Origin of the sequence: Amycolatopsis methanolica 239, assembly GCF_000739085.1 — a bacterium.
GTDB lineage: Bacteria > Actinomycetota > Actinomycetes > Mycobacteriales > Pseudonocardiaceae > Amycolatopsis_E > Amycolatopsis_E methanolica.
The window spans coordinates 555237-574549 of sequence record NZ_CP009110.1 but is presented as its reverse complement, the minus strand read 5'-3'; the positions used below and the strand labels follow the sequence as shown (position 1 = coordinate 574549).

21 protein-coding genes are annotated in these 19313 nt (G+C 69.3%); 13 read left to right on the top strand and 8 right to left on the bottom strand.

The window, feature by feature from the left end; genetic code table 11:
• Positions 1-80: 80 nt before the first annotated feature.
• The 3 genes from AMETH_RS02925 (at position 81) to AMETH_RS02915 (ending at position 2752) form a co-directional block, all read left to right on the top strand.
• Positions 81-428, top strand: a complete 348-nt coding sequence (locus AMETH_RS02925; RefSeq protein WP_017986545.1) for a YciI family protein — start codon at positions 81-83, stop codon at positions 426-428.
• The gene (locus AMETH_RS02920) at positions 425-1654 is read left to right on the top strand and encodes an RNA polymerase sigma factor (RefSeq protein WP_017986544.1); all 1230 of its coding nucleotides are present in this window, start codon (positions 425-427) and stop codon (positions 1652-1654) included. The genes AMETH_RS02925 and AMETH_RS02920 overlap by 4 nt, the downstream gene beginning before the upstream one ends.
• A 156-nt stretch (positions 1655-1810) precedes the next feature.
• Positions 1811-2752, top strand: a complete 942-nt coding sequence (locus tag AMETH_RS02915; RefSeq protein ID WP_017986543.1) for a threonine/serine dehydratase family protein — start codon at positions 1811-1813, stop codon at positions 2750-2752.
• Between the two features lie 45 nt (positions 2753-2797).
• Here AMETH_RS02915 and AMETH_RS02910 read toward each other — a convergent pair whose 3' ends face one another.
• On the bottom strand, positions 2798-3460 hold the full coding sequence (locus AMETH_RS02910; RefSeq protein WP_410468223.1) for an ABC transporter permease: 663 nt from the start codon (positions 3458-3460) through the stop codon (positions 2798-2800).
• Here AMETH_RS02910 and AMETH_RS02905 point away from each other — a divergent pair.
• On the top strand, positions 3435-3878 hold the full coding sequence (locus AMETH_RS02905; protein WP_017986541.1) for a sensor histidine kinase: 444 nt from the start codon (positions 3435-3437) through the stop codon (positions 3876-3878). The genes AMETH_RS02910 and AMETH_RS02905 overlap by 26 nt on opposite strands.
• Here the strand turns inward: AMETH_RS02905 and AMETH_RS02900 are convergent.
• From AMETH_RS02900 to AMETH_RS41300, 3 genes are all read right to left on the bottom strand, one after another.
• A complete protein-coding gene (locus AMETH_RS02900) occupies positions 3827-5866 on the bottom strand; it encodes a bifunctional lysylphosphatidylglycerol flippase/synthetase MprF (RefSeq protein ID WP_017986540.1) in 2040 nt (679 codons plus the stop codon). The two genes, AMETH_RS02905 and AMETH_RS02900, sit on opposite strands and share 52 nt — an antisense overlap.
• Positions 5863-6561, bottom strand: a complete 699-nt coding sequence (locus AMETH_RS02895) for a phosphoethanolamine transferase CptA (protein ID WP_223843043.1) — start codon at positions 6559-6561, stop codon at positions 5863-5865. The genes AMETH_RS02900 and AMETH_RS02895 overlap by 4 nt, the downstream gene beginning before the upstream one ends.
• A gap of 467 nt (positions 6562-7028) precedes the next feature.
• Positions 7029-8129, bottom strand: coding sequence for an MFS transporter (locus AMETH_RS41300; RefSeq protein WP_038532685.1), 1101 nt, complete (start codon positions 8127-8129; stop codon positions 7029-7031).
• Between the two features lie 123 nt (positions 8130-8252).
• Between AMETH_RS41300 and AMETH_RS02885 the strand changes: the two genes are divergently transcribed.
• Genes AMETH_RS02885 through AMETH_RS02875 form a run of 3 tightly spaced genes read left to right on the top strand, consistent with a single transcriptional unit; the run spans position 8253 to position 9888 of the window.
• Complete coding sequence (locus AMETH_RS02885) at positions 8253-8882, top strand: hypothetical protein (RefSeq protein WP_017986537.1); 630 nt, start codon at positions 8253-8255, stop codon at positions 8880-8882.
• Positions 8879-9292 carry a phage holin family protein gene (locus AMETH_RS02880; RefSeq protein ID WP_026153748.1) on the top strand — a complete coding sequence of 138 codons (414 nt, stop codon included), beginning with the start codon at positions 8879-8881 and terminating at the stop codon, positions 9290-9292. Before AMETH_RS02885 ends, AMETH_RS02880 begins: the two co-directional genes overlap by 4 nt.
• Positions 9289-9888, top strand: coding sequence for a DUF3618 domain-containing protein (locus AMETH_RS02875; RefSeq protein ID WP_017986535.1), 600 nt, complete (start codon positions 9289-9291; stop codon positions 9886-9888). Before AMETH_RS02880 ends, AMETH_RS02875 begins: the two co-directional genes overlap by 4 nt.
• Before the next feature lie 77 nt (positions 9889-9965).
• On the opposite strand, the gene AMETH_RS02870 is transcribed toward AMETH_RS02875, so the two are convergent.
• The 3 genes from AMETH_RS02870 to AMETH_RS02860 form a co-directional block, all read right to left on the bottom strand.
• Complete coding sequence (locus tag AMETH_RS02870) at positions 9966-10478, bottom strand: F0F1 ATP synthase subunit B (protein WP_038532681.1); 513 nt, start codon at positions 10476-10478, stop codon at positions 9966-9968.
• Positions 10479-10562: 84 nt separating this feature from the next.
• On the bottom strand, positions 10563-11177 hold the full coding sequence (locus AMETH_RS02865) for a fasciclin domain-containing protein (protein ID WP_051079582.1): 615 nt from the start codon (positions 11175-11177) through the stop codon (positions 10563-10565).
• Between the two features lie 114 nt (positions 11178-11291).
• Positions 11292-12803 (bottom strand): molybdopterin-dependent oxidoreductase, encoded by a 1512-nt coding sequence (locus tag AMETH_RS02860; RefSeq protein WP_017986532.1) that lies wholly within the window; start codon positions 12801-12803, stop codon positions 11292-11294.
• 437 nt (positions 12804-13240) lie between these two features.
• On the opposite strand from AMETH_RS02860, the gene AMETH_RS37685 reads away from it, so the two are divergent.
• From AMETH_RS37685 to AMETH_RS02850, 4 genes are all read left to right on the top strand, one after another.
• A complete protein-coding gene (locus tag AMETH_RS37685; RefSeq protein WP_156131597.1) occupies positions 13241-14209 on the top strand; it encodes an SRA domain-containing endonuclease in 969 nt (322 codons plus the stop codon).
• Positions 14210-14246: 37 nt separating this feature from the next.
• Positions 14247-15464, top strand: a complete 1218-nt coding sequence (locus AMETH_RS36335; RefSeq protein WP_081617653.1) for a pentapeptide repeat-containing protein — start codon at positions 14247-14249, stop codon at positions 15462-15464.
• Between the two features lie 115 nt (positions 15465-15579).
• Positions 15580-17010, top strand: coding sequence for a helix-turn-helix domain-containing protein (locus AMETH_RS02855; RefSeq protein ID WP_017986531.1), 1431 nt, complete (start codon positions 15580-15582; stop codon positions 17008-17010).
• A gap of 4 nt (positions 17011-17014) precedes the next feature.
• Positions 17015-17956 (top strand): NAD-dependent epimerase/dehydratase family protein, encoded by a 942-nt coding sequence (locus AMETH_RS02850; protein WP_026153747.1) that lies wholly within the window; start codon positions 17015-17017, stop codon positions 17954-17956.
• Positions 17957-18053: 97 nt separating this feature from the next.
• Here AMETH_RS02850 and AMETH_RS02845 read toward each other — a convergent pair whose 3' ends face one another.
• A complete protein-coding gene (locus AMETH_RS02845; RefSeq protein WP_017986529.1) occupies positions 18054-18392 on the bottom strand; it encodes a GntR family transcriptional regulator in 339 nt (112 codons plus the stop codon).
• A 120-nt stretch (positions 18393-18512) separates the two neighbouring features.
• Here AMETH_RS02845 and AMETH_RS02840 point away from each other — a divergent pair, with 120 nt between their 5' ends.
• Together AMETH_RS02840 and AMETH_RS02835 are read left to right on the top strand one after the other, a co-directional pair.
• Positions 18513-18830, top strand: a complete 318-nt coding sequence (locus AMETH_RS02840; RefSeq protein WP_017986528.1) for a hypothetical protein — start codon at positions 18513-18515, stop codon at positions 18828-18830.
• The gene (locus tag AMETH_RS02835; RefSeq protein WP_017986527.1) at positions 18830-19297 is read left to right on the top strand and encodes a Pycsar system effector family protein; all 468 of its coding nucleotides are present in this window, start codon (positions 18830-18832) and stop codon (positions 19295-19297) included. The genes AMETH_RS02840 and AMETH_RS02835 overlap by 1 nt, the downstream gene beginning before the upstream one ends.
• Positions 19298-19313 lie beyond the last annotated feature (16 nt).

Below are 19313 nucleotides of genomic sequence, written 5' to 3'. Positions count from 1 at the left end.
TCTCCGCGCGCCATGTCGAGAAAACGTGATCCGCTCCGGACCATCTTCCGACAGACCCTCGACCAGGGAGGATGACCCCCATGAAGTACATGGTGATTCTGTACGGCAATCAGGAGCTGTGGGACTCGGTGAATCCGGACGAGTGGCAGGCGGCCGTCGCCGCGCAGGACGCGTTCAACGAGAAGTACTTCACGACCGGCGAGCTGCTCGGCGCGTACGGCATCGCGGACCCGAAGGTCGTCCGGGTACGCGACGGGCAGAAGACAGTCACCGACGGGCCGTACCTGGAGACCAAGGAGTACCTGGCCAGCGTGGCGATGCTCGAGGTGGACAGCGAGGAGCGGGCACTGGAGATCGCGGCGGACAACCCGTTCGCCGCGTTCCGGCAGGTCGAGGTGTGGCCGGTGTTGCACGGCGGCGAGGGATGACCGACGACCCGCTGCGCGAGCTGGCGCCGCAGGTGCTGGCGATCCTCATGCGCCGCTACGGCGGGCTCGACACGTGTGAGGACGCGGTGCAGGAGGCGCTGCTCGCCGCCGCCACCCAGTGGGGCGAGACCGGCGTGCCGGACAACCCGCGCGGGTGGCTGCTGACGGTCGCGACGCGGCGCCTGACCGACTGGATGCGCAGCGACAGCGCACGACGCCGCCGGGAGGACGAGGACCTGCTCGCCACCCCGGCGACGCAGCGGGTGGCGCCGGGCGCGGACGAACGCGGCCCCGGCGACGCGGACGACACGCTCACCCTGCTGTTCCTGTGCTGCCACCCGTCGCTGTCGGTGCCGTCGCAAACCGCGCTGACCCTGCGCGCCGTCGGCGGCCTCACGACGGCCGAGATCGCGAAGGCGTTCTTCGTCCCCGAGGCGACGATGGCCCAGCGGATCAGCCGGGCCAAGCAGAAGGTGAAGGGCGCCCGGTTCAGCCTGCCGCCCGAGGAGGAGCGGGACGAGCGGCTGAACGCGGTCCTGCACGTGCTGTACCTGATGTTCAACGAGGGCTACACGGCGACCGCGGGCCCCGACCTGCGGCGCGACGACCTGGCCGCGGAGGCGATCCGGCTGACCCGCCTGGTGCGGCGGCTGCTGCCGTCGGACTGGGAGGTCGCGGGCCTGCTGGCGCTGATGCTGCTGACCCACGCGCGGCGGTTCGCGAGAACCGTCGACGGCGAGCTGGTCCCGCTGTCCGAACAGGACCGCAGCCGCTGGGACCGCGCCATGATCGAAGAGGGGGTGGCTCTGGTCAGCGAGGCCTTGGCGAAGACCACCCGGCTCGGCGCGTACCAACTGCAGGCCGCGATCGCCGCGGTGCACGACGAAGCCGCGAGCGACGACGAGACGGACTGGCCCCAGGTGCTGGCCCTGTACGGCTTGCTGGAGCGAGTCGCCCCGAACCCCATGGTGACCCTGAACAAGGCAGTGGCCGTGGCGATGACCTCGGGCCCCCGAGCCGGACTCGAGCTGCTGGAATCGCTCGCCGGGGACCCGCGTCTGGCCAAGCACCACCGCCTGCACGCCGTCCGCGCCCACCTGCTGGAACGGGCAGGCGAGACAGCGGAGGCCCGCAAGGAATACCAACTGGCCGCCAAACGGACGACGAGCCTGCCCGAGCAGCGCTACCTGCAAAGACGCGCAGCAAGGTGCACCACCCCCAGCTGAGCTGGGTGGTCATCCCGGAGCCTGCCCGCCCGGCGAGAACTCTGAAGACCGACTGTGGATCGGGGGGAGGTCTGGTGCGTGGTCGGTGTCGTTGCGTTGCCGGGTCGCGTTTTGACGAACCGTCTAATCTCTGGACATCTCGTATAAGATGTTCCCATGCTCGATCTCGAAGCCATCAGGAGCGCCGCCAAGCGGATCGACGGTGTCGCTCATCGGACTCCTGTCCTGACGTCCACCACCCTCGACCGGCGCACCGGCACCACCGCGTTCCTCAAGGCCGAGAACTTCCAGCGCATCGGCGCCTTCAAGTTCCGCGGCGCCTACCACGCGATCTCCCACCTGACACCCGACCAGCTGAGCAAGGGCGTCGCCGCATACTCGTCCGGCAATCACGCCCAGGCGGTCGCCCTCGCGGCTCAACTCGTCGGCAGCAAGGCCGTCATCCTGATGCCCGAGGACACCCCGTCCTCCAAGATGGACGCCACCCGCGGCTACGGCGCCGAGGTCCGGACCTACGACCGCTACACCGGCGACCGCGTCACGATGGGCAACCAGCTCGCCGAGGAGCGGGGCCTGACCCTCATCCCGCCCTACGAGCACCCCCACATCATGGCCGGTCAGGGCACCGCCGCGCTGGAACTCCTCGACGAGACCGGCGAGCTGGACACCCTCATCGCCCCGATTGGCGGCGGCGGGCTGATGGCCGGCAGCGCCACCGCGGCCAAGGGCATGCACCCCGGAATCCGGGTGGTCGGCGTCGAGCCCGAGCAGGCCGACGACACCCGCCAGTCCCTCCAGCGGGGCGAACGCATTCAGATCCCCGTCGCGCGCACCATCGCCGACGGACTCGCCGCCGACATCCCCGGCGAGCTGACCTTCTCCGTCAACCAGCGCCTGGTCGACGACATCGTCCTGGTCAGCGACGACGACATCCGCGAGGCGATGCGGTTCGCGTTCGAGCGGCTCAAGATCGTGCTCGAACCCAGCGGGGCGACCTCGCTCGCCGGGCTGCTCAAGGGCGGCTTCACCGGCCGGGTCGGCGTCATCCTCTCCGGCGGCAACATCGGCGTCGAGCGCTTCCGCGAACTGCTCGGCTGAACGAGACAGCCGGGTGCCGCCCCCGACGGACGGCACCCGGCCCGCTCACGGCGTCGCCAGCGCCTCCGTCGGCGACAGCCGGGACGCGCGGATCGCCGGGTACAACCCCGCGATCCCGCCGATCACCAGCGTCGCCGCGGCGCCGCCCGCCACCGCCCACAGCGGCACCACCACCGGCCACGACTGGTACACCACGTAGCCCACCGTCACCAGGCTCCCCAGCACCGCGCCGCCGAGCCCGCCCAACGCGGACAACAACAGCGACTCCGCGAGGAGCTGGGTGCGGATCTGCCCGCGCGTCGCACCGAGCGAGCGCCGCAGGCCGATCTCCGCGCGCCGCTCCAGCACCGAGATCACCATCGTGTTCGCCACCCCGACCCCGCCGACGAGCAACGCCACCGCGCCCAGCCCGAGCAGCAGCCCGGTGAACGCCTCGCCCGCCGCCTGCTGCGCGGCGAGCGCGTCGGACGGCCGGGACACCTCCACCTCGTTCGGCGCGGCCGGGTTCGCGGTCGCGGCGAGCACCGACTGCACCGCCGGGACCTGCGCGTCCTGCGACCGCGTGTAGATCGTGGTGGGCAGCCCGTCGAACCGCAGCTCGCTCGCCGCCACCTCCCAGCCGACCAGCGCAGCCGAGGCCAGCTCGGGCGCCAGCGCGGCCGGTTCGAAGATCCCGACGACCGTGAACCAGCGCCCGCCGACCAGCACCCGCACATCCGGCCCCACGCTCGGCGACGCGCTGCTGCTCGAACGGCTGGTGCACAACCTCGTCGAGAACGTCATCCGGCACAACGAGCCGGGCGGCTGGGTCCACGTCGGCACACGCACCCGCTGCGACGTGGTCGAGATCGAGGTGAGCAACACCGGGCCCGCGGTGGCCGGTGCGGAGGTTCCGGCGCTGTTCGAACCGTTCCGCCGCCGCGCCGCGCCCCGGCTGGACCCGGCGAAGGGCGCCGGGCTGGGGCTGTCGATCGTGCGCTCGGTCGCGAGCGCGTACGACGGCGAAGTGGCGGCCCGGCCGCGCGACGGCGGCGAGCTCGTGGTGACCGTGCGGCTGCCGGCGCGGGTGCCCGTTCAGGACCGGACGAGCTTCGGGATGTCGCGCAGGCCGGCCTCCGGCAGGTAGGCGCGGGCGATCGCGACGCCGATGCGCGGCAGGTCGGCTTCGTCGCGGTAGATCAGGTACATCGGCGCGTATCGGGGGCGGAACTTCGCCTTGAACGCGTGCAATGACCGGAAGCCGTAGTACGGCTCGAGCGCCGCGCCGAGCTTGTCCAGCAGCGCGTCGAGGACCCGCGTGTCGCCGTCGGTTCCGGCGCGGGCGAGCGGCGCGCCGGACAGCGACAGGTAGCGGGCGCCCGCGTCGCGGAAGGCCTGGCAGGCGGAGGCGATGAGGAACTCGACGACGTGCTTGAACCCGTGCGAGCGGCGGCGCATCACGTCCAGCGTCCAGCCCTCGATCTCGCCGTTCCCGGCGTAGACCGGGATCCACGAGGTGACGCCGTGCACGCGCCCGTCGGCGTCGACCGCGAGCCCGGCACGCACGTGCCGGTCCAGCGCCTCGTCCACCCCGCCGAGCGTGAACCCCATCTCCGGCAGGCCCTTGTCGCCCACCCACTCCTCGGAGATCGCCCGCACCTGCTGCAGCACCGCACGCGGCTCGTCGGCCAGGTGGACCAGGCGGAAGGTGATGCCCTCCTTGACGGCGCGGTTGAGCGCGCTGCGGGCCGGCTGCCACTGCTTGCCCTTGAACTCCAGGCCGGTCAGGTCGATCAGGGTGTCCTCGGCGACCTGCAGGTACCGCCAGCCCAGCCGCTCAGCGCCGCGCACCGACGGTTCGGTCGCGGAGAACAGGCACGGCACGAGCCCGGCGCGGTCGCAGTTCTCGGCGAACTCGGCGACCGCGCCGTCCCCGTCGGAACGCGGGCAGATCGGGTCGCCGAGCGCGACGGCCACCCCGGCGTGCTTGCGGTAGGCCACGTAACCGGTGTCGTGCGCGATCGGGAAGTACCGGTTCTCCGGCCAGGTGGTCATCCAGGACAGCGTGCCGCCGCCGTTGCGCTGGACGAGTTCGATGGCGTGCCGCCGGTCGCCGTCCGCCGTGCGCGGCCGCCACGGGACGCGGAAGGCGTGCCGCCCGGCGACGAGCAGCACCAGGTAGCCGAGCCAGAAGACGCTGTCGGTGACCACCAGCGGGACGTCGTCGACCGCTTCGACGGAGTCGAGGACCGTGGCGACCAGCAGCGCGACCCCGGCCAGCGCGGTGAGCAGGATGTCGAGGGTGGCGATGACGACGACGGCCCACCACGCAACCCGGCGTCCCCGGCTGAGCCCGCGCATCACGAGGAGGGCCAGCAGGATCACGACGACGACCTCGACGGCGGACGAGTCGTCGGTGCCGGTGGGTCCGAGTGGACCGGTCGTGGGGAAGAACCACGTGACGATCCGGACGGCGGCCACGACCAGCAGCCCGGACGCGGCGAGCAGCCGCCATTCCCGACGGCTGGGTTGTCCGGTATTCCGGACGCGGTTCGGCCCGGCGATCCGCGGCGACAGCGGCAGGGTGATCGCCACGGCGAGGAAGTGCTCGACGTCGGCCAGGGTGCCGCCGTAGAGCAGGGCGATCCCGGCGTAGCCGACCAGCAGGATCCGCAAGCGCAAACGCCAGGGTGCGCGGAAGGTCGCGGTGGCGGCGGTGATCGCCGCGAAGGCGCCCGCGGACGGTCCGACGTCGAGGACCGTCGCTTCGGCCGCCGCCCACGACGAGACGTCCCGGAGGGCGAGGAGGACCCCGGCGGCGCCGAGAACCGCGACGAGGTGCCCAGTCACGAAGGTGCCGATGGTGCGTTTCGTGCCGAGCCGGAGTTCGGCGAAGCCGGTGAACAACGCGAAGCTGAGGAAGACCGGCAGGTAGTAGAGCGGGGTGAGCGCGAAGAACGGCCCGGTGACGGGCGTCCACCAGCGGCCGGTCTCGAAGGCGGGCAGGCCGAACGCGACGTCGGGGAACCAGGCGCGGTCCTCGACCGGGGACCAGAGGCTCCCGGTGGCGACGCCGGTGACCAGGAGTGCGGCGAGGAAGGCGAGCGTGAAGGGGATGCGGCGGAGGTGTGTCATGTCCGGCCCTCCGTGGGGGCTCCGGCCAGCAGGTCCTTGACGCCGTCCCAGCGGTTGCGACGGAAGCGGGTCTCGGCTCGGGCGAGCCGTGCCGCGTCGTAGCGGGCGCGGGCCCACGGCGAGCCCGGCCGGGCGAGCCGCACGGCGGCGACGACCGCGACGAACGGCACCACGATCCCGATCAGCCCGGAGGCGATCTTGCCCTTGAAGATGGCGATGCCGGCGAGCACGAGGTGGGCGAGAACGGTGACGGCGAACGCCATGCGCCCTTCGTCGGCCGTGTCGTCGAAGGGCCGCGCCCCGAGGACGAGGAAGGCGCCGATGGCAGCCGCGACGAGCACCGCGTCGACGGATTTGCGTCCCTCGCGGGCCCAGTAGACGTCATCGAGGTGCAGCCAGAGAGCGAACTCGTCGAGCGTGAGGGCCGCGCCGGCGCCGAAGACCACGGCGAGCACCTCCACCCACGGCGACCCCGGCCGGTACACGAACTCGCCTGCGCCGCTGAGGAGCATGAGGAAGATGCCGTAGACGTGGTGGTGGACGTGCACGTCCCCGACGCTGGTGTCGCGGAACGGCCCCCGCCCCGCGCGGATCATCCGCACGACGACCCGGGTGACCACAAAGGTCACCACGAACGCGGCGACCACCCACAGCGCCAGGCCGGTGGAGGCGCCGGCGAACAACTCGACGGTCACGGGCGCCACCCCTTCCCCACGGCGCTCCGATGTCCCAGCCTGCGGCCGCGCGGTGAAGCCAACCAGGGCCGAAAGACCTACCGGGCTGCCGATCGGGGACGCCAGTTCCCAACGCACGTCGCGGTCTGCCAGGGACCGAACCGGCGCTCCACGCGCCCGCGGCTCATGCGGCGGAGCGGGCGGGCGCCGCCACCGCAATCAACCAGTCGCTCAACCCGCTCCTCCCCACCCCCTTTCAAGCCGGTCCATCCCGTTCCCGCGCAGCAGGCCCCGACTCCGCCGGCTTCGTCCCACTTCACAGCCCAACTCCGCCAGCAGGTCCCCCACCCCACTCGTCGGCCACCTCGACTCACCCCGCTCCGCGAACCGCTCCACCACCGCGCACGCTCCGGAGGCCCCGCAGCCCCACGTCACTCCGCTGGGCAAACCCGCGCCCGCTCCGCGGGATGCCGCCCCGCACCCTCGGCTCACCCCACTCCGCGCCCCGCACCCACCCCACGCGCCAGCACCGCCACCACGCCGGTCACCGCCACCGCCGACACCAGCCCCCACCGCAAACCGCCCCAGGTGGCGATCGCTCCAATCACCACCGGCTCCACCAGGAATCCCGCGTAGCCGCACGCCGCCACCGCCGCGACCGCCCGCCCCGGCGCCGCCGGCGCCGCCCGGCCCGCCGCGCTCCATGCCACCGGCACGATCCCCGCCACCCCCGCCCCGACCACCGCGAACCCGCCCACCGCCACCACCGAAGCCAGCCGCAGGAACACCACTGCCCCGATCCGCCCCACCACGCGGTCCGCCCCCAGCCGCACGACGATCATCGTCACCGAGAACGCGAAGTACCCCAGCGAAGCGACCGCGGGCCCGGCCGCCGTCACCTCGCTCAAGTACACCGCGCCCCAGCTGTTCACCGCCCCCTCGGCGACGAAACCGCAGAACGCGATCACCCCGAGCGGCACCAGCGCCCGCCCCGGCCAAGCGAAAGCCGGCCCGCCCTGGCCGCGGTCCGGCCCGCGGAGGAACCCGCCCAGCACCGCCACCAGCGCGACCGCCAGCAGAACTCCGCCCGCCACCGGGAAATGCACCGCCACCGGCACGTGCCAGGCCTCCGCCAGCGCGTCCGCGCCGGAACCGGCCAGCCCGCCGATGTTCCAGAACGCATGGAACCCGGCGAAGATCGGCCGCCCGTACCCGTCTTCCACGCGCGCCGCGTGTGCGTTCATCGCCACGTCGAGCGTGCTGTTGCCGACGCCCAGCACCACCAGCGCCGCGACGAAGGCCGGCGCCCCCGGCGCGACCGCGACGAGCGGCAGCCCGCCGCACAACACGACCGCCCCCACGACCGCTGCCGCCCGGCTGCCGATCCGCATGATCACCGCGCCCGCCAGCAGCAACGCGACGACCGATCCGGCCGCGAGCCCGAGCAACCCCGCGGCGAGCTGTCCCGTCGTGAGCCCCAGCCGGTCCTGCACCGCGGGCACCCGCGCGAGCCACGTCCCGAACGCCGCCCCGCACGCCGCGAACACCACGGACACCGCACGCCGGGCACGCACCAGGTCTCCCGTCATGATCACGACGCTACCGCTCCGGAGATCTATTCCTACCCTCTCCACCGAGAAGCAGAATTGTTTTCCTCGTTTACCGGGAATCGCGCCGGGTAGTCGCGCGGCACCGAGTGTGGAGGAGGAGGAATGACCCAGCAGACCAGCAGTTCGACCCCGCAGGCCGTGCGCGAGCAAGCCGCGAATTCGGGCCGCCAGGTGACCGGAACCGCCGCCGAACAGACGAGAGAGGTGGCATCCGAGGCGCAACGGCAGGCGCGGAACCTGAGGGACCAGGGCGTCGATCAATTGCGTGAACAGGCCCGCACCAGCCAGCAGAAAGCGGCCGTAAATCTGAATTCGATCGCCGATCAACTGGACCGGATGTCGGAGCAGTCGGATTCCGGAATGGCGCGGGACCTCGTCCGCGAGGTTTCCCAGCGGGCGAAGAAAGTGGCGTCGTGGCTCGATTCGCGGGAGCCTGGCGACCTCGCCGACGAGCTGCGAGACTTCGCGCGGCGCAAGCCCGGTCTGTTCCTCGCCGGCGCGGCCGCCGCGGGGCTCCTGGCGGGCCGGCTGACCAGGGGCGTTGCCGCGAGCATGAGTGAGCAGAGCAGCGGTGGCGCGCCGCAACCACGCACGTCGACGGAAACGACAGGCACGCCGACCGAGACGGCCGCGCACCCGCCGACCACCGCCTACCCCGGGGAAAGCGTTTACCCAACCGGAGCCCCGGTGCCGGGCGGCTACGGCGGGCAGCACCGGGCGGAGCCGTCATGACGTATTCGCCACCGCCAGGGCAGCGGCCGGACGTCGCCGATGCGTCGGTGGGCCAGCTGATGAGCAACATTTCGCAGGACCTGTCGACGTTGATGCGGCAGGAACTGGAGCTGGCGAAGGCCGAGGTGAAGGCCGAAGCCAAGCAGGCGGGCAAGGGCGCGGGCATGCTCGGCGGCGCCGGGTTCGGCGGCTACATGGTGGCGCTGTTCCTGTCGATCGCGTTGTGGTGGGCGCTGGCCAACGCGATGGACCAGGGCTGGGCGGCGCTCATCGTCGCCGGCGTGTGGGCCGTGATCGCGGCCGTGCTGTACGTCATGGGCCGCAGCCGGATGCGCCGCGTCGACCCGGTGCCCGAGCGGACCGTCGACAGCCTCAAGCAGATGCCCGACCAGATGAGGAGGACAACGTGAGCACGGACCCCGACCGCCTTCGCCAGGAGATCGATGGCACGCAACGGAATCTCGGCAGTGACGTGGACGCGCTCGCCGAAAAGGTCAATCCCGGCCGCATCGTGCACCGCCGGGCGCACCGCGCGCGGGGTCTCGCGCAGAACCTGAAGGAGCGGGTCATGGGAAGCGCTTCCAGCGGCGCGCAGTCGGTCACGGACCGGGCGCACCAGGCGGCGGACAGCTCGTCGTCGACGGCTTCGTCCGCGGCGTCGACCGTCGCCGAGCAGGTCCAGGAAGCGCCGCAGACCCTGCGGCGTCAGACCGAAGGCAACCCGCTGGCCGCGGGGCTGATCGCGTTCGGCGCCGGGTGGCTGGCGTCATCTCTGATCCCCGCGAGCAGGCCGGAGCGTGAGCTGGCCGGTCAGGTCAAGGAATCGGCGCAGGGCATGGCGGGCCAGGTCGGCTCGGTGGCGCAGGACATGAAGGAGAACCTGCGCGAGCCGGCTCAGGAAGCGGTCCAGTCGGTACGGTCGACCGCGACCGACGCCGCGTCGACCGTAGCGGACGAGACCAAATCCGCGGCGCAGGACGTCAAGCAGACGGCGCAGAACCGGTAGTACGGTGCGATCGGTGCCTGGTGGACGAGGGCCACCAGGCACCGTGCTGTCCAGGGCTGTCCGGGGCTGTCCGGGGTCTACCGCCGCTCCAGCTCTGCGAGGAACCTGTCCACCGTGCCCCGCCGCTGCGCCTCGTCCGCCAGCGGTTCGCCGACGATCCGCTCCGCCAGCTCCACCGCGAGCCGCCTCAGCTCGGGCCGCATCTCGGCCATCACGCGGCCGCGCGGCTCGGTGAGGTCCGCCTCGCCCTGGGCGATCAGCCGCCGGGCCTCGTCCTGCGCCTCCGCCCGGAGTTCCGCGCGCCGCCGCTCACCCTCCGCGCGGGCCTCCTCCCGGATCCGCGCCGCTTCGGCACGCGCGTCGGCGAGCTGGGCCCGGTAGCGGTCGAGCGCCTCCGCCGCCGCCTTCTGCGCCTGCTCGGCTTTCTCGATCCCGCCTTCGATCTTGTCCGCCCGCTCCGCGAACAACGCTTCGAAGCGCGGCACCGCGAACTTCGCGAGGAGGAACAGCAGCACGAGGAACGCGATCAGGCCGAGCGCCAGTTCGACGACGTCCGGCGCGACCGGCAGGTCCGCGCCGAGTACTCCCATCTCCACCCCCAGTGTCGACGACGGGTCTCCACGCTAACCCAGGACCGGGCCCGGCGGAATTCCCGCCGGGCCCGGTTCCCCGTCCTACTTGTTGGTGCCCGGGGTGAGCACGCTGTCGATGACGAACACGGTCGCGTTCTCGGTCGGGATGTTGCCGCACAGCACCTTGGCGCCGTTGACGGTCATGTTCTCGCCGGAACCCTCGATCTGCACCGGGCCGCCTGCGGTGTTCAGCGTCTGCACGCTGCCCGCGGCTTCCAGCCCGGTGGCGTCGTAGCGCTGCGGGACGACGTGGTACTGCAGGATCGGCGCCAGCTGGCTCGGATTCTGGGCCAGCTCGGTGAACTTGGCCTCGCCCACCGCTTCGAAGGCGGAGTCGGCCGGGGCGAAAACGGTGATGCCTTCCTGGCTGTTCAGCGTGTCCGCCAGATTGGTGGCCTTGACGGCGGCGACCAGCTTGGTGAGCAGCGGGTTCGTGCTCGCGGCGGTGGCGACGGGCTGCGGGCCCATCGAGTCCAGGCTGCCCGGCGCGCTGCCCTGTGGCAGCTGGCCGCACGCCGGGCCGAACACGTCGGCGTTGGTGGTGACGCCGTTGCCGCCGGACATCGGGGCGGGCATCGCGCTTGACGGAGACATGGACGTGCCTGCCGCGCTGGAAGCGCTTTCGCTGTCGGTGCCGCAGGCCGCGAGCGAGAACATTGCCGCGGCGGCGAAACCGGCTCCGGCGATGCGAACAGTCTTCACGAGAATCACTCCATTCGGGATTTCCTGGTGGTGCACGGGATTCGTGGCCGGTTCCGGACCGGATTGGCCTCAGCCGGCGGTGAAGGAAATTCCGTGCCAGCCGGTCGCGCCGTCGGGCACGGTGCCTGCGCGGTCCTGGGTCTGGGTGTAGCCGGAGCGGTCGGTGGCGCGGCAGGTGACCTGGTGGAAGCCCGGGGAGACCGGCAGGTCCGCGTACCACATGCGCCATGTGTCGGGATTGACCTCTGTGGACAGTCGCGCGTCCTGCCAGGGTCCGCTGTCCAGCCGCACCTGGACCCGGTCGACGCCGGCGTGCTGGGCCCACGCGATCCCGGCGACGCGCACCGTTCCGGCAGGCACGGTCGCGAAGCCCGTGGGGAAGTCGATACGGGACTGCGTCTTGATCGGCGCCTGTTCGGCCCAGCCGCGCCGCAGCCAGTACGCCCGGCGGGCTCGCCAGGTGGTGACCTCGAGGTCGACGACCCATTTGGTGGCGGAGACGTAGCCGTAGAGGCCGGGGATGACGAGGCGGGCCGGGAAGCCGTGTTCCAGCGGCAGGGGCTCGCCGTTCATCCCGAGGGCGAGCATGGCGCCACGGCCGTGGTCGGCTGCGGCGACGACGGGGATCCCGGAGGTCCAGCCGTCGACGCTGGTGGCGAAGAGCTGCTCGGCGCCCGGCTGGATGCCGGCCTCGTCGAGCAGGTCGGCGAGGTCGACGCCGATGAAGTTCGCGGTGGAGGTGTAGGGGCCGCCGACCTCGTTGGAGACGCAGGTCATGGTGATGCTGCGCTCGACGAGCGGGCGGTCGCGGATGTCGGCGTAGGTGTGGCGCTGTTCGGCGCGGACCAGGCCGTGGAGGCGCAACGACCAGTCCTCGGCACGCAGTTGCGGGACGGTGAGCGCGGTGTCGACCCGGTAGAAGTCGCGGTTGGGGGTGAGGAAGGGCGGTGTGCCGAAGCGCGTGAAGTCCGCGTCGAGCGGGATGGCAGGCGCGGTGCGCGCGGGCACGAGAGGCCCGACCGCGGCCCGGGAGCTCGCGGCGTCCCGTGTCCGCCCGAGCAGCTGTCCCCCGCCCCCCGCGAGGACCGCCCCGGCCGCGACGAGCAGGAACGACCGCCGCGACGCGTCGTGGCCCGCGCCGCGGCGCAGAAGCCGGAACACCCCGACGCCGACGACGAGGCTGACGAGGGGCGCGGCGAGCGCGAGCGTGTTCAGGTCAGGTCGTGCGGCCACCGCGGCGACGCCGAGGAGCCCGAACAGCACGATGACGACGGTCCCCGGCCAACCCGACCGCAGCGAGGCGACGCCGGCCCCCGCGGCGACCACCAGGAGGACGACAGCCATCCCCACGAGCAGGACGAGCTTGTCATACGTACCGAATGTACGTACCGCGAAGTCCTTGAGGGGCAATGGAGTCAGGTCGACGGCGGTATTCCCGACCGCGAGGTACGGCGAGGCGTTGACGTTGATCAGACCGGCGACGAGATGCCCAGCCGCGAGGGCAGCGACCAGCGCGAGCACCCCGCAGAACCCCGACCGGACGAGGGACAGCCGCTCGGGCCGGGTGGTCGTGGTCGCCATACCCCCGATTCGCAGCCACCGGGGGCGGGTATTGGTGGGTCTTGCGCACTCGACGCTGCGCCGCCGATCGGTGACGACACCAAGAGCGACTGGCGCGCGTCACACAGCTCGGCAGATGCCTTGCCGTCCCGTTCGTGCCGGGGCGCGGCGGGATATACGACAACACCCCCGCGTCCTGTTCTTGCAGGTCACGGGGGGGTGTTTGCCCTGTGTGGCGGGTAGAGGATTCGAACCTCTGAAGGCAGTGCCGTCTGATTTACAGAGGGACGAGCAAACCGCTGCTGACCTGGGGTTTTACCAGAACCTGGCCCCAAATCTGGGGCGCATTGGGGGCGCGCATCCGCCCAAGGCCTGAGGGACCTGCGGTGAGTGGGGCGGAACCGTCAGGGGTGGATGCCACACTCACACACGCAAGGGCAGCACGATAAGGGGGCGTTGTGGCAGCGGACCAACTGGAACCGGGGAAGATCTACACCCGAGAGCAGGTCAGGGCGGTCATGGGCGGCTCAACACAGGGCGGGATCATCCCCTCGAACGCATCCAAGAGCATCCTGATCTACAGCGATGAGAAGTCCGGGGCAAAGTACGGCTATCACGACGGCTGGCTCGCTGAAGAAGACGCCCTCGGCCCTGTCTTCGAGTACACGGCAGCTGGCAGCACCGGGGACCAGAAGCTTACGGGCAACAATAAGTCTGTGCTAGTCCACCGCGCCGCTGGACGCAGCTTGCACCTGTTCACGGCAGTAGGGACAGTTCCAGGAACCAATACGAAGACTCATCGCTATGTCGGCCCGATGACGCTGGATGAAGAGGAGCCGTTCACCGTCCGTGTAGCGACCGCGGCGGAGCACTTTGGGCGGAAACTCATCGTGTTTCGAATGCGCCCCGCAGGTGAAATCGTCCGCGAAGAGCAGGATGTCATCCCTCCAGCTGAAAGCACAACCGCGACGCTAGTGCCAGCCGACGCAACTAGCATTGCCATGATCCCAACCGAGCGCTCAAAGACCAAGTCAAGCAGGCGATCTGGAAGCCTCACCACCACTCTTCAACGTCGCGAAGCCGAACTGACTGAGCACTACGAGGACTTCCTGGCCCACCACGCTCACGAGTTCGGTCGCTTTCAGATAAGAGCGAAGGGTACGACGTCCACTCTGCTAACAGATATCTATGATAGGACGTCACACCTGCTACACGAAGCGAAGGGCAGCACCTCACGAGAGGCGATACGGGAAGCAATCGGTCAGTTGATGGATTACCGTCGACATATCGACCCCCCTAATCCAAGCCTGGCCATTTTACTTCCCAACAGACCGAACGATGATTTGGTGGACCTTATTGACAGTGTCGGTATCCACCTCATCTATCGCGATGGCGATGGCTATGTCGGTTTTCCCGTCAATTCTTGAAATTACACTGCTCCTTCGGAAGGAACCTGCATAAGTCATGCCTGACGAGAAGACTGCGGTTTCAGACAGCGGAAACCGGCGCGAGCGTAAGCCAATCTCTAATTCAGTAATAATTGGATTCGCCGTTGCCCTTATAGCACTGACGACTGCCATCACTCTCCTGCTCTTGCGATTCGCCGGAGCTGGCGACGAATCCTCCAAAGGAATTCTAGATGCGATCAGGACGTCTGGAACGCTAGCAGTAGGCATCGGCGGCTTCTTTGCATTGCTACTAGCGGCGCGCAGGCAACGAACTATCGAACTCGACCTCAAGAACAAGATTGATTCACTCATCCTTCAGGAGCGCATCGCCTCCGACAACATGTCACATCAAGAGCGACTGGCTGACAGCAGCGAGAACGACACACGGCTTCGTCGTGCTACCGACAACTACGTGAGCGGAATGGACCAACTTGGCAGCCCTTTACCGCACATTCGCCTTGGCGGCCTATACGCTCTTGAACGCACAGCGCAGGAAAATCCTGACCTGCGACAGATGGTGGTAAATGTGATTTGCGCATTCCTGCGGACTCCATTTATCCCTCATCCGAATAAGGTTCTAAAGCTTGGAGAGCGCCGCAACATTCGCGAGATTGATGATCACGAAAAGGAAGAGTCGGCAGAGAAGTTAGCACGGCTTGCCGCACAGGAGATCCTCCGCGACCACTCGAATCCTCGCGATGAAGTACGGTACTGGGGAAGCCTTACGCTGAACCTGCGTAGCGCGTACCTCGTCGACTTCGACTTGACCGGGTGCACCGTAAACAGTATGGATTGCAGCGGCGCAAGGTTCTACGGTCTTTCACACTTCCTAAATTGCACTTTCCACGGATTTTGCAGTTTCTACGAGGCGCATTTCGAAGACGCAGACTTCGAGGACGCCAAATTCGTTGACTTCACGTACTTCAATGATTCAATCTTCGACGATCGCGCAAATTTCAAGAAGGTACGATTCCCAAAGGGAGACGTAGCCCAGTTCGTGGATGTGAAGTTCTACGACGAATGCCTCTTTGAAGGATGCGTCAGCGTGCGTCCGATCGACTTTTCATTTTCCGAATTTCACGACAGCGTACAACTACCAGATAACGTCAACCTTGAGTATGCCCAAGCTAAAAACAAGTCGATTCAGCAGAGCCTTCCTAGAGATTGGCAACTTGGAGAGAAGATTAATGAGCAATCGAGCTTCTTCCCGATCGTGAAAAAGAAGCGCGCTTGACGGCAGTCACCACCTTCAACGGCCCGACGAAGGGCGAGCTGCCAAACTGAGGGAGTCGGAGCACGAACGGAGGCAGCAGGTGAAAGACGCCACAGACAATGGAGGCTGGTTACACGTGGCCCAGGCAGTCGCCGCTCCCCCAGATGGCTCCGACGCCGGCGAGGTCATCCGCTGGTACCGGCAGCACCACAACCTCACCCAGCAGGAAGCCGCTGACCTGCTCAACACCACGCAGTCCTGGGTGTCGAAGGTCGAGAAGGGCAAGCTGGTGCCCGGTCTCGCCGAGCTGCGCTCGATCGCGGCCAAGCTGCACATCCCGCCGGAACGGCTCGGCATCCTGCCGGACCACTCGGCGGACGCCATCCCCAAGCCCGGGCAGGTCAGCGAGGCCGGCGCGCCCCACGAGAGCCAGGAGCACTGGAAGCTCGTGCGGCGTGAGCTGAACGCCAACCGCGCCCGGCTCGGCGACCTCGCCTCCGAGCTGTACCCGCAGGCCCACTGCATCCCCGGCACGACTGTCCTGACCCAGCCGGGCTGGCTGCCCTCCGCGCCAGTCGAGCTGTCCGACATCGAGCTGTACTGGCTCGCCGAGGCCCTGCCCAAGCCCGCCATCACCGGTGGAATCAACCAGACCGAGAGCGTCCGGCCCCTCGCCGCGGACGGCGACCGCTTCCGGCTCTACTCCCGCGCCCTGCGCGACCTCGCCCGGCCGAAGCTGCTGGACAACCGCGTCAGCTACGGGCTCGCCGAGGTCGACTGGGCCGGCCACAAGGGCCGCCTCGGGTTCAGCTACACCACCTACTTCGACGTCCTGGACGTCTGCGAGGCCGCGGCGCACGAGTTCGCCGACGCCTGGCTCCGCGCCGGCCGGAAGCGGCCCAGCCTCGCCCACCTGCCGCTGCGGCGCCACATCGAGGACCCGTTCGACCTGCTCGCCCGCCCGATGCTGCCCAGCATCAACACCCTGACCATCCGGCGCGATCCGATCGACGGGCACCGGATGTTCCTGCACCGGCGCGACGCCAAGGCCACCGCGGTCGCCGGAGGCATGTTCCACGTCATCCCGGCCGGTGTGTTCCAGCCCGCGGCCCTCGCTCCCGCGCACCAGGCCAACGACTTCTCCCTGTGGCGCAACATCCAGCGCGAGTACTCCGAAGAGTTCCTCGGCAACCCCGAGCACGACGGCAACGCCCTTGACCCCATCGACTACGAGCACGACGAGCCGTTCCGCTCGTTCGCCACCGCTCGCGCGGCCGGCGACTTCCGCGTCTTCACTTGCGCCGTGGTGCTCGAACCGTTGACGCTGTGGGTGGAGCTGCTGACCGTCGCCGTGATCGAGGCGCCGGTGTTCGACCAGCTCTTCGCCGGCATGGTTGAGGTCAACGAGGAAGGCGCGGCCGTCAGCACCGAGGCAGGACGGCCGACTGTGGGCATCCCCTTCAACTCGGAGTCTCGCGAGCGGCTGAAGTCCGAACCGCTGTCGCCGATCTCGCGGGCCTGCATCGAGCTGGCCTGGCAGCACCGGAACACGCTCCTGGCAAGCTGAGCACGTGCGAGTACTGGTCACCGGCGCTGCTGGGTTCCTCGGACAAGCTGTCATCGCCGCCCTGCTGGACCGCGGTCATGAGCCCGTGGCTTTCATCCGCGAGGGAGGGCGGCTCCCGCGTCAGCAGGTCGAGAGCGCGATTGGCGACGTGCGCGATCTGGAGAGTCTTCGCGCAGTCGTTCAAAGCGTCGACGGCGTATGCCACCTCGCTGCACTCACGCGTGTCCGGGAGTCCTTTGCCGGTCCGCTGTGGTACTGGCGGACCAACGTCCTCGGCACTCTGAATCTGCTCGAAGTCCTAGGACGCAAGCGGCCCGAACCGGCGAGGCTCGTACTTGCGTCCACAGCCGCCGTCTACGGGACACCTGAAACTCAGCCCATCAGCGAAGACGCGCCGATCGCGCCGACGAACCCGTATGGAGCGACCAAAGCCGCGGCTGACCTCGCAGCCGCGAACGTCGCGGCGACTGGTCGGCTTGGAGCGATCAGCCTGCGCGCGTTCAACATTGCCGGCGCCGTCGACGGCCACCCGGACCGCGACTTCACCCGTCTGATCCCCAAGGTGCTCGCCGTCCAGGCCGGACTCGCCGAGGAGCTGGGCGTCAACGGCGACGGCACTGCCGTCCGCGACTTCGTGCACGTCGCCGACATGGCGCACGCCTTCGTCCTCGCCATCGAGGCGTGCACCCCCGGCGAGTGGCGCGCCTACAACGTCGGCAGTGGCCGCGAGACGTCCATCAACGACGTTCTCGCGGCCGCCGAGCAGATCACCGGTCGCCCGGTTCGGATCAAGCGGAACCCGCCCGCGAACGAGCCGCGCGTGCTGCTCGCGGACAGCCGGCGCATCCGCGAGGAGCTGGGCTGGCAAGCCCCGAACTCGGATTTGTCGCAGATTCTTTCGGACGGCTGGAAGGCTCTGACCAGCGCGTATGCCGCCCCGGAATAGTCCTTTCCGGAATAGCGCGGACGCGACTGCGGATCGCCTACCAGCGCGGCCATTCCTGCGGTGTTCTTAGGTCATGACAGCGAACACGAACACCGGGTCAGCGCGACTGGCGCTCCTTCTCCAGGGCCTCGACTCGCTCCCGGAGGTCCGCGACCTCGGCTCGGAGGGCTTCCAGGGCATCGGCGTTCGAGGCAACCTCGTCCGGCAGAGCACGGACGAAGGTGCCGCGGCCCGTGGAGGACTCCAGAACGCCCGCGTGCTGAAGCTCCCGGATCGCGCCGTGCACCGTCAGCTCGGCGACGCCGTAGTCCGCGGCGAGCGCCCGAAGCGACGGAATCTTCTCCCCCACGTTGAACTCCCCCGCGCGGATGCGTCGGGCGAGATCGTCCCTGATCTGAGTGCTTAGCGGCTGAGCGCCGTGCTGATCGATAGGCACTGACCGAGGGTACCTCGGAACCAACATCACCCTAAAGCACCACATGTGCGACCTTGACGAGCCCGCGCACCATGTAGTGCACTAAGGCACGTTAAGGCATTAACTCCGAAGGGAGACCCGATGAGGTCCGCACACATCAGCCGTCGGCAGGCCGAGGCCAGGTTCGACGGTCTGGACATCGACTACGACGAGGTGTTCGCGGTGCAGGCGCAGGCTGCGTGCGCGGCGGATGCCGACGAGTTGGCCGGCGCGCTGGACCTGCTCGACGAGATCGACGCCGAGTTAGAGGCCGCCGCGCTTGCGGCGCTGGCTCGGGTGCCGCGGTTCACCGACCCTCGGCGCGCGGGGCGGGAGCTGCGCCGCACTGAGGCGACTGTGCTGCGGTCGCTGCCGGCCCGGCTGGACGTGGCCGACCTGATCGAGGGGGAGGCCGCCTGATGGACGCCTTCGGGATGGACGCGCCGCCGGTGGTGCTGCGGGCGCACGAGCAGGTTCGGGACGAGTTGCGCCGGGCGGACACCAAGGCCACGACGTTGTTGTCGGTGGTCGGGGTGGCCCTGGCCGGGGTGGTGGCGCTGGCCAAGACCGGGATGCCGGTTCCGGCGCTCGCCGCGCTGTGGCTGTCGGCCCTGCCGATCTTCGGTGCGGTGCTGGTGCTGCTGGCCACGATCCGGCCGAAGCTCTCGCAGTTCCCCACACCGGGCTCGTGGCTGGACGCCACGTTGCACGGTCCCAGTGTGCTGCTGGAGGCCGGTAGCTACGCCGCCGAGGCCGCCGCGCAGGACGTCTGCCTGCTGGGTCAGCTCGCGGTGGACAAGCACACCCGCGTCAAGCACGCGGTGAACCTGCTCATCCTCGGCGCCGGCGCGCTCGCCGTCGCGCTGGTCCTGTCCGTCCTCGCCTGAGAACGGTGGCAAGAAA

What these genes read in the sequence shown, in the direction of transcription:
- AMETH_RS02920 (WP_017986544.1), top strand. Translation starts at nt 425, where the DNA reads ATGACCGACGACCCGCTGCGCGAGCTGGCGCCGCAGGTGCTGGCGATC.
- AMETH_RS02840 (WP_017986528.1), top strand. Translation starts at nt 18,513, where the DNA reads ATGAGGTCCGCACACATCAGCCGTCGGCAGGCCGAGGCCAGGTTCGAC.
- AMETH_RS02835 (WP_017986527.1), top strand. Translation starts at nt 18,830, where the DNA reads ATGGACGCCTTCGGGATGGACGCGCCGCCGGTGGTGCTGCGGGCGCAC.
- AMETH_RS02880 (WP_026153748.1), top strand. Translation starts at nt 8,879, where the DNA reads ATGACGTATTCGCCACCGCCAGGGCAGCGGCCGGACGTCGCCGATGCG.
- AMETH_RS02900 (WP_017986540.1), bottom strand. Translation starts at nt 5,866, where the DNA reads ATGACACACCTCCGCCGCATCCCCTTCACGCTCGCCTTCCTCGCCGCA.
- AMETH_RS02925 (WP_017986545.1), top strand. Translation starts at nt 81, where the DNA reads ATGAAGTACATGGTGATTCTGTACGGCAATCAGGAGCTGTGGGACTCG.
- AMETH_RS02860 (WP_017986532.1), bottom strand. Translation starts at nt 12,803, where the DNA reads ATGGCGACCACGACCACCCGGCCCGAGCGGCTGTCCCTCGTCCGGTCG.
- AMETH_RS02870 (WP_038532681.1), bottom strand. Translation starts at nt 10,478, where the DNA reads ATGGGAGTACTCGGCGCGGACCTGCCGGTCGCGCCGGACGTCGTCGAA.
- AMETH_RS36335 (WP_081617653.1), top strand. Translation starts at nt 14,247, where the DNA reads ATGCCTGACGAGAAGACTGCGGTTTCAGACAGCGGAAACCGGCGCGAG.
- AMETH_RS02885 (WP_017986537.1), top strand. Translation starts at nt 8,253, where the DNA reads ATGACCCAGCAGACCAGCAGTTCGACCCCGCAGGCCGTGCGCGAGCAA.
- AMETH_RS02865 (WP_051079582.1), bottom strand. Translation starts at nt 11,177, where the DNA reads ATGTTCTCGCTCGCGGCCTGCGGCACCGACAGCGAAAGCGCTTCCAGC.
- AMETH_RS41300 (WP_038532685.1), bottom strand. Translation starts at nt 8,129, where the DNA reads ATGACGGGAGACCTGGTGCGTGCCCGGCGTGCGGTGTCCGTGGTGTTC.
- AMETH_RS02915 (WP_017986543.1), top strand. Translation starts at nt 1,811, where the DNA reads ATGCTCGATCTCGAAGCCATCAGGAGCGCCGCCAAGCGGATCGACGGT.